The organism is Candidatus Seribacter sulfatis (assembly GCF_964187635.1).
GTDB classification, from domain to species: Bacteria; Verrucomicrobiota; Verrucomicrobiia; order Opitutales; family Seribacteraceae; genus Seribacter; species Seribacter sulfatis.
Genome location: NZ_CAXLMO010000094.1, coordinates 1 through 15,614 on the forward strand (window position 1 = coordinate 1; position 15,614 = coordinate 15,614).

Genomic DNA, 15,614 nt, shown 5'->3' on the forward strand with positions numbered 1-15,614 from the left:
ATTTGGGAGGAACGGTTCGTAAGTGGGATTGAAACGCCATTGGTTGGTCTTGCTGCAAGTGTCCTTTTATTTCTCTTTTTTTATATTAAATTGAGGCGATAATTGGTGATAGATAGGCCCTTTTCTTTTCCGCTGGAATTATTGTTTAGGTTGTAGGTCCGCTCCCCACAAGCATTTCAAATTTCTGTCTTTTGCCAATAATACCCGCTTTGGTTGCGTAAGAGGTGTAAATTAACTTTCTTTTTTAAATATGTTTTAATTTTCATGAAATTCTCTCTATGGTGAAGTATTGGTTCTAGGAACATGTGGTTGAATTCCATGAAATAAAATTGGAATACTCAACCGGCATGTTCAATGTTGTGTGCAGTAAGTTAATCATTCATTTTCACTATTATGTTTAGGTTTTCTCTAAACTTCAAAAGGGTATATAAGATCCATAAATGAGCGTACAGTTAAGTGATTTAAAGAGAGATATTCTAAATGGTATCGAAACAACAAGTATTTATGAATTGGCGGTTTGCAGTCCAATTGAATGTGCGGATTCACTTTCTGCTCGCTTGAAAAACAAGATCTTTTTCAAGCGTGAAGACTTACAACCCGTTTTTTCATTTAAGATAAGAGGAGCTTTTCACAAGTTAAATCTACTCTCCGCTAATCAAAGACAAAAGGGTGTAATTACTGCCTCCGCGGGAAATCATGCCCAGGGTGTTGCCTTAGGTTCAAGGGAACTCGGTATCAAGGCACTCATTATTATGCCAGTGACCACCCCCGAGATTAAAGTGCAGGCAGTCAAAACTCTGGGTGCTGAGGTTGTTCTTCACGGAGATAATTATGATGATGCCCTCAAACTCTCCCTTAGACTAGCCGAGGAGGAGGGCTACGAATTTATTCATCCCTTCGATGACCCAGATGTCATTGCCGGGCAGGGTACCATTGCCAAGGAAATCATCTCCCAAATGGGAGATACAATAGAGGCAATTTTTGTGGCAGTGGGAGGGGGAGGGCTTCTTGCTGGAATTGTAACTTATATTAAGGAGTTGTATCCAAAAATTAAGGTAATCGGGATTGAGTCGGAAGAGTCATCTTGCCTAAAGGCTGCAATGAAAGCCGGCAAGCGAGTAGTTCTAGATAGTGTAGGAATTTTCGCGGACGGAGTTGCAGTGAAACAGATTGGAAAATTACCTTTCGAATTAATTAAAGACCAGGTTGATGAGGTAATCACAGTTTCAATTGATGAAATCTGTGCCGCAATCAAAGATATTTACGATGAAAATCGAACTATCCAGGAACCAGCGGGTGCACTGGGGGTTGCGGGAATGAAAAAATATCTTCAATCTAATCCAGTAGAAAATAAAAAATTCGTGGTGGTAAATTGTGGGGCAAATATGAATTTTGACCGCCTTCAGCATATCGCAGAAAGAACAGAGATTGGAGCGAAAAGAGAGATGTTACTATCCGTTGGAATTCCTGAAGTACCGGGAGCATTTTTACGATTTTGTGAGTCACTCGGTAATCTTATGGTTACCGAGTTTAATTATCGCTATGCGAATGTTGAGAATGCACAGGTTTTTGTTGGTGTTGGCTTCCCGCATGGTGAATCAAACCGTTCAGAACTGCTCGATCAGCTCGTACGCCGGGGTTATGTAGTGGAAGACATGAGTGATAACGATGTCGCGAAATTACATGTTCGTCACATGGTGGGAGGCCGAGTGTCTTCTCAAATAGAAAATGAAAGACTATATCGCTTTCAATTTCCAGAAAGGCCGGGAGCATTGGTGGATTTTCTTAAGCATATGGATCCGATGTGGAATATTTCCCTTTTTCACTACCGAAACCATGGTTCGGCATATGGCCGAGTATTGGTGGGCATGCAAGTTCCGGAAGGGGATAGGGCATTATTTGAAAGTTTTCTTGTGAAAACAGGATACGATTATTTTGATGAAACCGAGAATGTTGCTTACAAAAGATTCCTGAAACCAATTTAAAGCTGTCATATTTCTTTCCTTTGTCTTTCAATTTTCTCTAGGAAGTTCCTTAGAAGCTAGCACTTTTAAGTGTTCTGATAGTAAGTGCTAATCACCAATTATTATTCGAGAAAACACCGCTGAAATTTATCTTTCGGAGCAAAATTTTTTTACTAAAGGAGCAAGATTTGAATCTTAATTCTTAAAAGCAAAACTGCAGGCTGGCTTGAACATCAACCAAAGGGGGAAATAATGACTCAGTTCTTCGAGTTTAATCATTAAAGGAGACCGCACCATTTTCCCTTATTTTTTTGGAGTAGGTTTTTCCGTTCAGTTTATATTTTAAGTTGAGTGTTTTTACGACTCCACCTGCTGGATCTTTTCCGGCTAGTTTGTTGGTCATACTAAAATCATACTGCATGCGATCGAGTTCTTTCTGTATTTTACTTTTAATATCCATTTGGCGTTTAGGATTTCCATCCTCTCCATAAAGCGCACTTATGAGTTCAACTTTGAGTTTTTTAAGGGATCGGAAAACTTTATGTTTGCGGTCTCCGGCTGAAACAAAATATGCAATTAAATCTTTAAGCTCTTCTGCATTCATTGAATTAATAAGCCCCCCTGGCATCATTGATATTGAAGAGCCATTTTTTGATGCCACTTTGGATTTCTTGATTTTAGTGAGATTAAGTGGCTGAAGTCCGGATTGAACGAGGCCATACTCGCCATCTTCTTCAGTGACAACTCTTCCCATTGTTATTGAACCATCTTTCATTTTTAATTCATGCTGTTCGAATTGTTCCGAGACAACCATGTTGGGATGAATCGTTGATTCGAGAATGGACTTGTAATCGCTGCGCTTGGCCAAATTGGTTAGGTCCGGACCGACGCCCCCTCCTTCATTCCCAAATCTGTGACAAGCTACACACAATCCTGCAGAAAACATTTTTTGGCCATTAGCAAAACTTCGTCCGGCTAAGGGTTCTTCATTGAGTACCTTCAGTCCTGAGTCGACCGTCCATGCTACGCCAGGACCTTTAGCTTTTGGTAGTTTGGCAAGATCAACGCTCTTCACTTCGCCCATGAGATATTGTAATGAAATGCGATCTTTATCTGGAACTGAAGCAATAGCAGATTCCCGGATTTTTTGAATATAGCCAGTAAACATGTTACCTCCCTTTTTAGTCATGAGGTTTTGTAACTCACCGAGGTACGCCTTTCGATCTTCCATGGTCCATCCAACCTGCACACCCTTTAAGCAAAATAGTAAATGAATGTTGAGAATGTTGGGAGTAGCATCCGCATCCATTGTGCTGAGAATCCGGCTACCATAGTGCTTATTACGCTTCATGATATCGGTATCAAAATTAGGAATCTTTGCCTTGGTTGTTTTCATCAATGCTACTGTTTTTCGAACCACTGAAGGATGATCGAGGTAACAAAGTACTCGGCAAAGTTCTTCATTCAAATTGTTGTCATTGGATGGGAAAAATAGATCCAACTGTTCTCCAATCGCGTGGGCTTGGATTCTTTCAGGCATGCCGGCTCGGCTCATTATAACTGAATATGTTCGGAGTAAGGCAAGTTGCCCGCTTTTGTCTAATTCCTTGAAATCTATTTTGAGGAGACGTTCAACACTGGGCTTGAGACTGCCTTCATAATCGGAGCGAGCCAAACCTAGTAATGCGTGGATTGCGGCTACATCATTCTTTTCGGAATAAGCTTTCTGTGCCCACGATTTCGGACTTTGCCACTCGATTGCAATACGAGCCGCGTAGCGGATATGATAATCTTCGCTTCCGAGGTGAGGCCATGCAACTGCTAATGCTTCCTTATTGGCACTACCATGAAATGATTCCAGTTTGCGACGGGTCGCTCGGGCTTTGGCATGTTTGCTTGTGGTATCGAGCTGGGATAGCTCGGTAGATTCGGAACCTGTGTAGGTAATACGATAGAGGTAGGATTGACCACCCCGTCCTCCCACGCAAAAGTACATATTACCGTCCGGTCCAATCACCACATCTGTAAGTGCAAGTGATCCGTCTGAATTAGATACAAATTCCCTTTTCTCACCGATATAAGTTGATCCGCTCGGTTTAAGGTGGATGGAATACATCGTCGCGAATGTCCAATCACAAATAAAGAGTGCATCCCGATAATGCGTGGGGAAATTAGCATTGATTCCTGCGATTACTCCAGTGGGTGAACCAGGCCCTACATCAACTACTGAACCCACCGTATCAGGAAAGTAGTCTCTCCATTTTTTGGAAGTAGCCCGCCACCCACTGTCACCCCCGGATATGCCATGATTAATTCGAGTCGGTCGATACCATGGGGAACCTATATCATATTCCATATCGGCATCATAAACGAATAGTTCACCGTCCCGATTCAATGCAAAATCACATGGGTTTCGAAATCCCATGGTTATTATTTCCCGATTTTTTCCATCTGGGCTCATTTTCATGACCCATCCACCAGGTGCTTTGCCCTGTGCCATATGTCCATAAGCATAATTTTCAAGGAGCACATCATCTTTCCAATTAGTGGGGATTCTTGAATTGATAAATTCTGGAGGCTTGGTTGCGTTTCCTGCGATAACATAAATACTTTTTCCATCGGGTGAAATAATGATCGAGTGGGGTCCATGTTCGCCACCGCCAGCCATTTCAGCCATGAATTCTACTGGTCCAAGACTACCGTCTGGCAAAACCTTGGCTCGGGTTAATTTCCGATTCCCCATCATGTAAAGATGATCAAAGGCGTAAAGCATACCATAGACTGAAGATTCAACACTGAGTTTCTTAATCTTTGTTTCGTCGAATTTTTGTCCTGGCTTGGGGATTTCCACAAGGAAAGTCCCTGCCTTTTGCTGATCTGAAACCGTGAGTCGCCCCTTTTTATCAAAGGCCATGGAGATCCAAGAGCCAAATTTTTTCCTATCAACTTCGTAAATTAGGTCTACTTCAAAGCCAGGGGGAACATTCAAAGCAGTGGATGCATCCTTTACCGATGCTTGTACAGGCGGAATGCTGTATTTTCCAAAAGATAGAAAAAATGGGATGATTAGGGCTAGAAGGGAGAAGTTAACTTTCTTCATGTGTAAAACTGGAGTATATTTATGGTTAAGCTTACAATTCAATATTTTCTAGCCAAAATCACAAAACTAAAAACCTTTAAAGAGGTAATAATTCGTCTAACCAACAGTACCAATTCTGTTGGTTATGGAGAAACGCTTAGAACTGTTAGGCTAAAAAACTTAGAAGCGATCGTAAGCTACCACTTTTTCATCGGGCAACCGCTCACCTCGTTCCCAGCCTGTTTTTGTTTGTTTTCCTACCGGAACCATAAAGCTAAGAATATAGTTTTGTGGTAAATTAATTAATTTGGAAACTTTATCAGCATCGAATCCGACCATCGGGCAACTGTCATAGCCAAGACCTTTTGCAGAGAGCATAAGGGTCATGCCCGCAAGAGCGGATGAACGGATTGCTTCGTCCCGAATAAGTTGTTCATTACCTTCGTAAAAAGATCGAATCATCGGTCCCAGCATATCCTGGACTTCCTGCGGGGCATGAGACCAAAAAGTGGACGGATCTTCTTCGTGAGACTGAAGATCTGCACAGATGATAAATAACACGCTTGCATCAGTAACATGAGGTTGGTCCCAGGCGAAGCTCCTAATTTGTTTTCGAAGTTCTTTATCCCGTACAACCAATAATCGATAGTTTTGAATATTGAATGAGGAAGGAGCAAGCTTGGTTAGTCGAATAAGTTCCTTTAAATCACTATCAGGAATTTCATGGTTTGGGTCGAAATTTTTGACGGATCGTCGGGATGAGATGGCTTCAATTACATTCATGTGAACATTAAAATTATCAATGAGTTTGTTTAAGTTGATTAATTATTCGAAGAAGGAAAGGCTTTGATTCTCGCGAACTTTTTTGGTGTGAGTTTTTCCATCAAGCTTGTAGGTAAGTTCCAATATCTTAACTACTCCGTTTGCCGGGTCTTTTCCGGCAACTTCGTTGTTCATCACGAACTCATACTCCATTTGATTAATTTTATTTTGTATAATGGATTTTACACCTATTTGTTTTTCGGGGTTTCCCTCTTGTCCATATACTGCATTGATAAGTTCAATTGCTAATTTCTTTGTGGACCGGAAGACCTTATGTTTGGGATCACCCGCGGATACAAAATAGGCGATCAAATCCTTTAACTCATTGGCGTTCATTGAATTAATTAATCCACCTGGCATCATCGAAATTTTCGACCCCTTTTTGGATGCCACTTTGGATTTCTCAAATTTGGTAAGGTTCAGTGGTTGGAGACCAGATTGCACCAAGGAATAGTGGTCTTTTTCTTCGGAAACAATTTTTCCGATTACAAGAGAACCATCCTTCATGGTAAGCTCATGCTGTTCAAATTGATTGGATACCACCATGTTGGGGTGAATGGTAGATTCGAGCATGGATTTGTAGTCACTCCGTTTGGCTAGGTGGGTAAGATCGGGACCCACTCCACCTCCTTCATTACCAAAGCGATGGCAGGCGATGCAAAGCCCGGCGGAAAACATTTTTTTCCCGTTTGCATGACTACGTCCAGCAAGTGGTTCCTCGTTTAACGTGTTGAGAGCAGAATCAACCGTCCATGCGACTCCAGGGCCTTTTGCACGGGGAAGCTTTGCAAGGTCGATACCTTTAATTTCTCCAGTTAAATACTGAAGGGCTAACCTGTCCTTTTCAGGAACATTAGCGATGGCGGACTCCCGAATTTTTTGTAAATAGCCTGAGAAGTAATGTCCGCCTTTCTTTGTGAGTAATTCCTTCAGTTCGCCAAGGTAAGATTTCCGTTCTTCCATGGTCCAACCTGTTGATACATCTTTGAGGCAGAAAAGAAAGTGGATGTTTAAAATATTAGGAGCCACACTTTTGTCCATGGTGCTGAGGATTTTTTTACCGTAGTTACTTCCCCGCTTCATCACCTCGGGATCGAAGTCGGGAGCTACTGCTTTCGTTGTCTTCATTAAAGCAATAGTTTTGCTCACAACTGAAGGATGCTGGAGATGACACAACAGTCGGCATAATTCCTCATTCAAGTTATCGTCATTTGCAGGGAAGTGCATATCAAGCTGCTTACCAATGGCATTAATTTGAGATTGGCTTGGTATCCCAGCGCGGCTCATGATCACTGAGTAAGTCCGGAGAAGTGCAAGCTTATCTGTTTTATTTAGCTTCGAGAAATTTACCTGTAGCAGACGATTGATACTGGCTTGCATACTTTCTGGTTGGTCACAACGAGCCAGACCCAAAAGTGCATGAATTGCGGCAAGGTCATTACTTTCATCGTAAGCTTTACTTGCCCAGCTTTTTGGGTGTTGCCACTCAATCGCGATACGAGCTGCATAGCGAAGGTGATAGTCTTTGCTTTTTAAATAAGGCCATGCCGTTTCAACAGCTTTGGGGTTGGGACCCCCATGAAAGGACTCGAGCATATGGCGGGTTTTTCTTGCTTTCGCATGCTCGCTTGTAGTGTCTAATTTGGAGAGCGTAGTAGAGTCGCTTCCAGTATATCGAATGCGGTAGAGGTAGGACTGTCCCTTCCTTCCTCCTACGCAGAAATACATGTGACCATCTGGGCCTACATCGACGTCGGTAAGGGGGAGGGAGCCATTCAAATTGGTCAAAAAGGTACGAGTTTCTCCACTGTAGGAAGAACCTTCAGGGGTTAAGTGAAGAGAATAGATTGTAGCGAATGTCCAGTCACAAAGAAAAATTGCATCCCTATATTGAGTTGGGAATTTGGCGTTGATGCCTGAAATTACTCCCGTCGGACTACCTGGACCCACATCGACAACCGATCCAATTGTATCAGGGAAATATTTCCTCCACTTTTTAGATGTGGCCCTCCAACCACTTTCTCCACCGGATACGCCGTGGTTAATTCGGGTAGGACGGTACCAAGGCGTTCCCATGTCCCATTCCATATCAGCATCATAAATAAACATTTCACCATCTCTGTTGAGGGCAAAATCGCATGGATTGCGGTATCCCATGTTAATAATTTCTCTATCCGAGCCATCTGGATTAAATTTCAAAACCCATCCGCCTGGAGCTTTTCCGTTCCCGTTATGTCCATAGGCATAATTTTCTAACAGAATATCATCTTTCCAATTCGTGCGAATCCTTGATTTCTCAAAGCTCGGGGTGCGAGCGAAATTTCCGGCTACTAAATAGAGACCTTTGCCATCTTCTGTAACGATTAAGGAGTGTGGTCCGTGTTCGCTACCACCATATAGTTGGAAGAGTTTTTCTTCTTTGCCGAATTCCCCATTTTTCAAAACGGGAACGCGAACCACTTTACTTTGAGATACCATGTACAAATGATCAAAAGCAAAGAGCATTCCCCACTGTCCACTATCGAAAGGAAGCTTTTTAATTCCAGAATCAGTGAGAATTTGTCCGACTTGCGGTAAATCGATGAGAAAAGTGCCAGCTTTGTATTGATCTGAAACAACTAAACGACCTTGTTTGTCAAAAGTCATCGAAATCCATGAACCATACTTTTTTTTGTCTACTTTATAAACAAGGTCGACTTCAAACCCGGGAGGAACAGACAAACCAGTTGAATCATCTACTACCAAGTTTTGCGAAGGGGGTTTTTGTGCGTGGGTACAAAGCGTTGAAACCGCTAATAGCAGGCATGCGAGAGTAGGTGGGAGAAGATGTTTCATGTTAGTTTAGTGAAATAATTGTAAGCAAATACAACTTTCTTACAAATTGTTATAAATTGAGAGGTTTAAAACTTTTAATAATTTCTTGTTTGGGAGAAGTGTAAAATTTCAGGATACTTGTATGTTTTGTAAAAAGTTTAAGGTTATTTTTTGTCTATGGAAAAAATCTTTTTAATAAAATCGTCTTTATTAATTGGTGGTACCTCATGATCTTTGACCTGCAAATAGCAGGGTATTCCGACCGCTTGACATTTCTCTTTGAGTAAACGCCCAAATCCAGCGTGATGGATACCATCTCCTTTAATAACGGGAATCGGTGCGGGTTTTCCATAATTAAGAAAAACGGGGGGATCGTGCTTGGTTACATGAGTGAGAGGGGAGCATTCAAGGGAAAGGTCTTTGTATTGATTCCAGTTTTTCATCAGATGCTCATGGCTTTCTGCCCCGACTGTCTTCCAAATCATCGGATGTCGGATACAGGCAAGACCGATTTTCTTTTCCAAAAGAAACGGATCGAGAGTAGTTTGTCCGCCCATCGCAACGGCACCGCAAACACGTGATGATTGGCGAAGGACCGGATCATCACTCTTCGGATTGGCCATATCATCATGATAGGCAAGCCAAAGGCTGGATGCCGCTCCAGCTGAACCGCCAATTACGGCAATGCGATTCGGATCAAAATTCCATTCTTTAGCCTTAGTCCTGAGAAATTGAATGGCCCGGGCAGCATCGTGTACGGCAGCAGGTAATAGTTTAACTCCGGCCAGGCGATAATCGATCGATGCAAAGCTGTATCCCTTTTTTAATTCATTTGGGTTGGCAGTTTCATTCTTTTTTCCACCAAGCCAGCCTCCTCCATGAATATGGACAAGAAGAGGGGTCGGTTTTTTGGATTCAACTTTCCAAAAGTTCAGGGTCATGTCTTGATGTGGACCGTAGGAGACCTGACCGTAGGTAGGCTCGATCTTTTGGGCAAAGCTAAGGCTCGAACAGAGTAGGTAAAGTAGAGAAGTGAGGAAAAATTTAGACATAAATATTTTATTAGATTATTTTGAAAGTCTGGCAACTCAATGGGTTGGAAAAGTTTTTCTTTCATGAATGATGTTTATTCAATTTGACCCGTCCCTACATCCGCGTAGGTTGGGTCGAAATTAAAGACCAAATATGATGATTCACTAACACAATGTCTGCAAAACTGAATTCGCTCTACCCTAATCCCCTCCAATTCTTTGACAAGACAGTTAATATAATCGCGGTGGAGGATTATCTGCCTTGTGTCTTAAAGGCATGAAAAAAGAGACATTTTCTAAACGGTGGGCGGAATGGGTAACTCAATATCCAATTGTTTTTATTACATGCGGAGTTCTTTTAGCCTTGGGGCTTGGCTACGGCGGACAGTTTATAACCATAAGCAGTGACTACCGTTATTTTTTTGGGGAGGACAATCCCCAACGCTTGGCCTTCGAAAAGTTACAAAATGTATACAGCAAAGACGATTCTGCATTATTTGTCATTACCCCCAAGGATGGAAATGTGTTTAAAAAGAATACATTGTCTGGTATTCAATTTTTAACCGAACAGGCATGGCAGTTACCTTATTCAAGGAGGGTAGATTCAATTACCAACTTTCAGCACACCTATGCGGAAGGGGATGATTTAATTGTCAAGGATCTGGTTACTCCGGAAGAATTATCGGATCTTAAAAATAAGGTGCCCTATGAAAAGTTAAGGGAGATTGCATTAAACGAACCTTTGCTCAATGGATTATCAATCAATGCGGATGCGAGTGTTACCTCGGTCAATGTGTTTATGACCTTCCCGGGTAAGCATTCAATGGAAATTCCCGAGGCAGTGGCGGAGGCACGTAAGCTTGTGGATGAGTTTAAGAAAAAGTACCCCGGACATGAAGTGCATCTTTCCGGAGACACGATGTTGAACAATGCTTTCAATGAAGCGGGCGTAAAGGATATGACCACACTGACTCCTGCGATGTATGGTGTAATAATCTTAATAATGTTTGTTCTTCTTCGTTCGATATCAGCGGTCTTTGCCACTTTTATTGTAATGCTGTTATCTATCATTGGCGGTATGGGTTTCGCGGGTTGGATGGGAACGCCAATCACGCCGCCCTCTTCCATCGCTCCGGTGGTAATTATGACCCTGGCGATTGCAGATTCGATTCATATTTTGAAATCCATTCTGGTGGTTCTGCAAAAGGGAAATACCAAGCGTGATGCGGTCGTGGAGGGTTTGCGGGTAAACCTGAAACCGGTTTTTCTTACCAGTGCCACCACAATTGTGGGATTTTTATCCCTCAATTTTTCGGACACTCCCCCTTTTCATGATTTGGGTAACATAACCTCGGTGGGGGTAGCCATGGCTTTTATCTTATCGGTTACCGTTTTACCGGCAATGATAACGCTCCTCCCCCTGAAAGTGAGGAAATCCAATAAAATTTCTAACCCATGGGGCACCCATGTTGGTTCATGGGTAACTGGTCGAAGAAAATCAATTGTAATGATCAGTTCGATCGCGACTATCCTGATCGGCTTACAGATTCCCAAGATTGAATTGAATGATGAGTTTATTGGATACTTCTCGGAGGACAATAATTTCCGAATCGATTCGGACTACACCATGAAAAACCTAACCGGGATTTATCAAATTAATTTTGATCTCAGTTCGGGAGAGTCGCAGGGTATCGCAGGCCCCGCTTTCCTGAAAAAAGTGGAAGAATTTGCCAATTTTTTGCGTAATGAGCGTATGGTCACCCATGTAAACAGTATCACAGATGTATTCAAAAGGCTGAATAAGAATATGCATGCGGATGAGGAATCTTATTACAAACTTCCGGAAGCCCGTGATCTCGCCGCTCAATATCTTTTGCTTTATGAAATGAGTTTGCCGTATGGATTGGATTTAAATAACCAGGTCGATGTTGATAAATCCTCCACGAGGCTAACGGCCAATCTTGGATTTGTGACCACTTCGGAAATAATTGAAATAGTGACTAGGGCTGAGAATTGGCTGAAGGAGAATTGTCCGGAAAGTATGCACACACTCGCAAGTTCCCCGGTTATTATGTTCAGCCATATTTCACATCGTAATGTGGTCGCCATGCTTAAAGGTACGCTTCTGGCCTTTGGATTAATTACCGTGGTTATGATCGTGGCTTTGGGGAGCGTGAAATACGGACTTCTTTCTCTTATTCCTAACCTGGTCCCAATCATCCTGGGGTACGGCGTATGGTCAATATTTGTGGGCGAGGCGGGGTTTACTATTGCGATCGTGGGATCAGTCACTTTGGGGATAGTGGTGGATGATTCGGTTCATTTTCTGAGCAAGTTCAATTTAGCCAGACGAGAGAAGGGGCTTGGGGTGGATGAATCGGTTCAATATGCTTTCGAGAATGTCGGAGGTGCCTTGGTCGTGACTAGCATAATCTTAGTAATCGGGTTTGCAGTGCTGATGTTGTCAGAATTTAAGATGAATTATATTTTGGGTGCACTTTCTGCCCTGACGATTGCCCTGGCTCTTTTGATTGACTTTACCCTCCTTCCCGCCGTCTTAAGCTTTAGCGGGGGTAAAAAAACAATTTCGAACAAACAATCAAAATCGAACAGGCAATGAAATTATTTCAGTTAAACACTATCCTCGCCCTTGTGGTCTTTTCTTTTTCAGGTACCGGAGTTTTGGGACAGGAGACCGTTCCAGAGAAGGAAAGAGGGCTATGGGTGGCCCGACAAATCGATCAGGAAGATCAGGGCTTTGTTAATCAGGTCTCCGAAGCGACCATGACTTTACGAAACAAGCAGGGACAGGAGTCCACCCGACGTATGACCATTAAATCTCTCGAAGTCGATGGAGATGGCGATAAGTCACTGACTATTTTCAGCTCTCCCCGTGATGTGAAGGGAACCGCATTTCTTAGTTTCACTCACGCACTTGAACCGGATGACCAATGGCTCTTTCTTCCTGCTTTGAAACGGGTGAAACGCATTTCATCCAATAACAAATCGGGTCCTTTTATGGGCAGCGAATTTGCATATGAAGACATATCAAGTCAGGAAGTGGAAAAGTATAGCTACGAATACATTCGTGAAGAAGCGGTGCTGGGATCGGAGGGTCATGTGATTGAACGGGTACCGGTGGATCCCAAGTCTGGCTACACCAAACAAGTCGTATGGGTCGATGGAGCGAATTGGCGAATTGGTAAGATTGAGTTTTATGACCGAAAAGGAGAAAAACTTAAAACCCTGACCTTTAATGACTACAAGCAATATCCGAACAAAAAATGGCGCTCCAATCGGATGGAGATGACTAACCATCAGTCCGGTAAGAGCACTCAATTAATTTGGAGTGACATAAAATTCGAACAGGATCTCACCGAACGGGATTTCGATCAGAATGCCCTGAAAAGGGCACGATAAAATTGCTAACCTTTCAAAAAATCGTAATTCTGTGCCTGGCTTGCTGGTCGCTAGCAACGACAGCAGTTTGTGGAGAATTTTCCGGTGAGCTCTCTTTTGAAACCCGGGGTTATTTTCACGAGGGAGCACATGAAAACAGTGATAGAATGGATCTATCAATTATCTTACAACCTGAATATGTAGTTGCATGGGATGAGGACAGAAAGGTTTTCACTTTTGAACCCTTTGTGCGCTATAGCAGTCTAGATAAAGAGCGTAGCCATGTTGATATTCGCGAACTAAGTTTCCTTGGTAGTTGGGAGCTGATTGAGCTTCGGGTTGGGATAAGTAAGGTTTTCTGGGGAGTGACTGAGAGCCAGCATTTGGTTGATGTGATTAATCAGACTGACCTCGTGGAGAGTCCTGACGGGGAAGATAAATTGGGACAACCCATGATCAATATCGCTTATGTAAATGAATTTGGAAATTTTGAAATATTTCTTCTTCCTTATTTCCGAGAACGGACTTTTTCGGGAATTGACGGCCGGTTTCGAGGCAGTCCGGTTGTAAATATGGAAAACGCAAGCTATCTCAGCGGTAGTGGCAATAATCATCTCGATGCCGCTTTTCGCTGGTCCCACTATATAGATGAACTGGATTGGGCTTTATCCTATTTCGAGGGAACTGACCGGGAGCCACGATTGTATAAGAATGCAGATGGAACCGCACTTGAGCCGGTTTATGGACTGGCCAGGCAGGCCAGTCTAGAAATACAGTATACAGTTAGCGACTGGTTGCTCAAAGCCGAAGTCTTATCCAAGCACAGTGATCTGCATGGAAACTACTGGGCTACAGTAACCGGTTTTGAATACACTTTTGCCAATGTTCACAGAGGCATGGATGTGGGCTTTCTTTATGAATACCTTTATGACGATCGCAAAGAACTTGCTGGGAGCGGATTGGATAATGCCACCTTTCTGGGTTCCCGGGTGGCGTTGAATGATGAAAATGGATTTGAATTACTGGTTGGAAGTATCATTGACCACCAAACTGGACGAATAAATAATGCGTTTCTTGAGTCAACTCGACGTATTAATGAAAATTGGAAATGGACTTTAGAGAGTAATTTTCTGGTGAGTCCCAAATCCGGCAGTTTTCTAGAACAGGTAAAGCGCGACGATTATCTGCAGGCAAGCTTGTCCTTCTTTTGGTAGGGTGCCTCATTTTTATTGATCTGTTCGTTTTTCGTCACCCAAGTAAATGATTTTCGAGTCGAGGTCGTATTGTTGCAGGTTAGCACCCTGTAGATCGTGTGTGGAAGGAAAGGTACGGGGACTAATCTCAACGGTGGATTCTTCATTGACAGTGTATCCGGCCTTTTCAATCCAGCGTCTGGCCCGCTTACTTTGATCGGATTGAGAACTTTCCAGGGAATCCACTCCTTTCATATTTTTTACCGGAGAGAATTCTTCAAGCCGGTCAGCTTCCAGGATTAAAGGGTTTTTCGCAAGGGGGAGGGCATCAAAAACGAAAGTTTCAAATTTAACGGCATTGGGTTCGTCTGGATTAATTAGGTTTCCATTGTCGTCGATATAAGAGACTTTTTTTTCTGCCCGATGGTAGGGCAGTTTAATTTCTCCACTGGCAAACTGTTCGATAAAGTCACGGCGTAAGATATGGATCGCAGGGCTTCCCGCACGGTATTTGATTCGCCCATCGTCTTCTTTTTCGAGCGCCTTTTCCTCGGGGAGATCGGAGTATTCAATAATGGTAATCCTATCGCCGATCGAAACGAAATTCCCCAGTTTTTCAAACGGCCCGGTTTTGGTTAGTGAACGGCTCGACATGTCAGATTTTTGAAGATCATGTAATCCAATGAATAATGGGTTGATCGTACTGACTAATGGATTGTCGACTTGAAAATAGGACACATGCTCGATGCCCCTCTTGGCCATATCCGCAACCGAACCGGAATCAATCAAGGCTTTCAATGAACCGCCGTGTCCGTTGGGCGATAGGGCGAGACTGTCCTGAGAAGCACGCAGTAGGTTTCCTTCGAAGTCGGTAGCCGGCATAACGCCCTGGGCAAAGAATTTGATGTTCTCTTTGCCGAGACCGTAAAAGTTTTTTTCTTCAAAATGTGCAGTCGTAGCTTTCAGATTCAAAGGGCTACACATAATGTACCATGGAATGGTCACCTCATACTTTCTAGATATTCCAAGTATCTGTTCAGCGAACAGTTGAAAGAGCGGTTTCTTTTTGATCGGGCTTACCGGTAAAGTTCCCTTAGGTCCATCATATCCAAGCCGGGTACCCTGTCCGCCCGCGACTGTAAATGCGGCGGTCTTTCCATTACGAATTAGAACCTCTCCATGTTTAAATGCTTTGTCATAGAGTGTTTTTTGTTCGGCGTTTTCGGGTGCGAGGGGAAAATAGGAGGCTGGGTCATATTCGGCGGGTAAACTCGCTTCCTCTTTTTGAAAGATGCATTCATTCAATGCGGAT

General features: G+C 43.0%; 9 protein-coding genes. 4 read left to right on the top strand and 5 right to left on the bottom strand.

All coding sequences use genetic code 11. The features are described from left to right. Positions 1-440: 440 nt before the first annotated feature. The gene (ilvA, locus tag ACKPQ5_RS08695) at positions 441-1,985 is read left to right on the top strand and encodes a threonine ammonia-lyase, biosynthetic (RefSeq protein WP_407678715.1); all 1,545 of its coding nucleotides are present in this window, start codon (positions 441-443) and stop codon (positions 1,983-1,985) included. Between the two features lie 250 nt (positions 1,986-2,235). Here ilvA and ACKPQ5_RS08700 read toward each other — a convergent pair whose 3' ends face one another. The 4 genes from ACKPQ5_RS08700 to ACKPQ5_RS08715 form a co-directional block, all read right to left on the bottom strand. Continuing rightward, positions 2,236-5,064, bottom strand: coding sequence for a c-type cytochrome (locus tag ACKPQ5_RS08700; protein WP_407678716.1), 2,829 nt, complete (start codon positions 5,062-5,064; stop codon positions 2,236-2,238). A gap of 159 nt (positions 5,065-5,223) precedes the next feature. Further along, complete coding sequence (locus ACKPQ5_RS08705) at positions 5,224-5,826, bottom strand: nitroreductase family protein (protein ID WP_407678717.1); 603 nt, start codon at positions 5,824-5,826, stop codon at positions 5,224-5,226. A 42-nt stretch (positions 5,827-5,868) separates the two neighbouring features. Beyond that, positions 5,869-8,700: a c-type cytochrome gene (locus ACKPQ5_RS08710; protein WP_407678718.1), complete on the bottom strand. Its 2,832-nt coding sequence runs from the start codon at positions 8,698-8,700 to the stop codon at positions 5,869-5,871. A gap of 143 nt (positions 8,701-8,843) precedes the next feature. After that, a complete protein-coding gene (locus ACKPQ5_RS08715; protein WP_407678719.1) occupies positions 8,844-9,731 on the bottom strand; it encodes an alpha/beta hydrolase fold domain-containing protein in 888 nt (295 codons plus the stop codon). 256 nt (positions 9,732-9,987) lie between these two features. Here ACKPQ5_RS08715 and ACKPQ5_RS08720 point away from each other — a divergent pair, with 256 nt between their 5' ends. The 3 genes from ACKPQ5_RS08720 to ACKPQ5_RS08730 are packed head-to-tail and all read left to right on the top strand — an operon-like array spanning position 9,988 to position 14,323. Continuing rightward, entirely contained in the window at positions 9,988-12,330 is a 2,343-nt protein-coding gene (locus ACKPQ5_RS08720) for an efflux RND transporter permease subunit (RefSeq protein ID WP_407678720.1), read from the top strand. Then, positions 12,327-13,130: an outer membrane lipoprotein-sorting protein gene (locus tag ACKPQ5_RS08725; protein WP_407678721.1), complete on the top strand. Its 804-nt coding sequence runs from the start codon at positions 12,327-12,329 to the stop codon at positions 13,128-13,130. Before ACKPQ5_RS08720 ends, ACKPQ5_RS08725 begins: the two co-directional genes overlap by 4 nt. 2 nt (positions 13,131-13,132) lie before the next feature. After that, positions 13,133-14,323 carry a hypothetical protein gene (locus ACKPQ5_RS08730; protein WP_407678722.1) on the top strand — a complete coding sequence of 397 codons (1,191 nt, stop codon included), beginning with the start codon at positions 13,133-13,135 and terminating at the stop codon, positions 14,321-14,323. 12 nt (positions 14,324-14,335) lie between these two features. Here the strand turns inward: ACKPQ5_RS08730 and ACKPQ5_RS08735 are convergent. Beyond that, positions 14,336-15,614 (bottom strand): UTP--glucose-1-phosphate uridylyltransferase (locus ACKPQ5_RS08735; RefSeq protein WP_407678723.1); only part of this gene is annotated, 1,279 nt, incomplete at its 5' end.

Excerpts from the sequence above, each read along its gene's own strand:
- ilvA (WP_407678715.1), top strand. The coding sequence starts at position 441 with ATGAGCGTACAGTTAAGTGATTTAAAGAGAGATATTCTAAATGGTATC.
- ACKPQ5_RS08700 (WP_407678716.1), bottom strand. The coding sequence starts at position 5,064 with ATGAAGAAAGTTAACTTCTCCCTTCTAGCCCTAATCATCCCATTTTTT.
- ACKPQ5_RS08705 (WP_407678717.1), bottom strand. The coding sequence starts at position 5,826 with ATGAATGTAATTGAAGCCATCTCATCCCGACGATCCGTCAAAAATTTC.
- ACKPQ5_RS08710 (WP_407678718.1), bottom strand. The coding sequence starts at position 8,700 with ATGAAACATCTTCTCCCACCTACTCTCGCATGCCTGCTATTAGCGGTT.
- ACKPQ5_RS08715 (WP_407678719.1), bottom strand. The coding sequence starts at position 9,731 with ATGTCTAAATTTTTCCTCACTTCTCTACTTTACCTACTCTGTTCGAGC.
- ACKPQ5_RS08720 (WP_407678720.1), top strand. The coding sequence starts at position 9,988 with ATGAAAAAAGAGACATTTTCTAAACGGTGGGCGGAATGGGTAACTCAA.
- ACKPQ5_RS08725 (WP_407678721.1), top strand. The coding sequence starts at position 12,327 with ATGAAATTATTTCAGTTAAACACTATCCTCGCCCTTGTGGTCTTTTCT.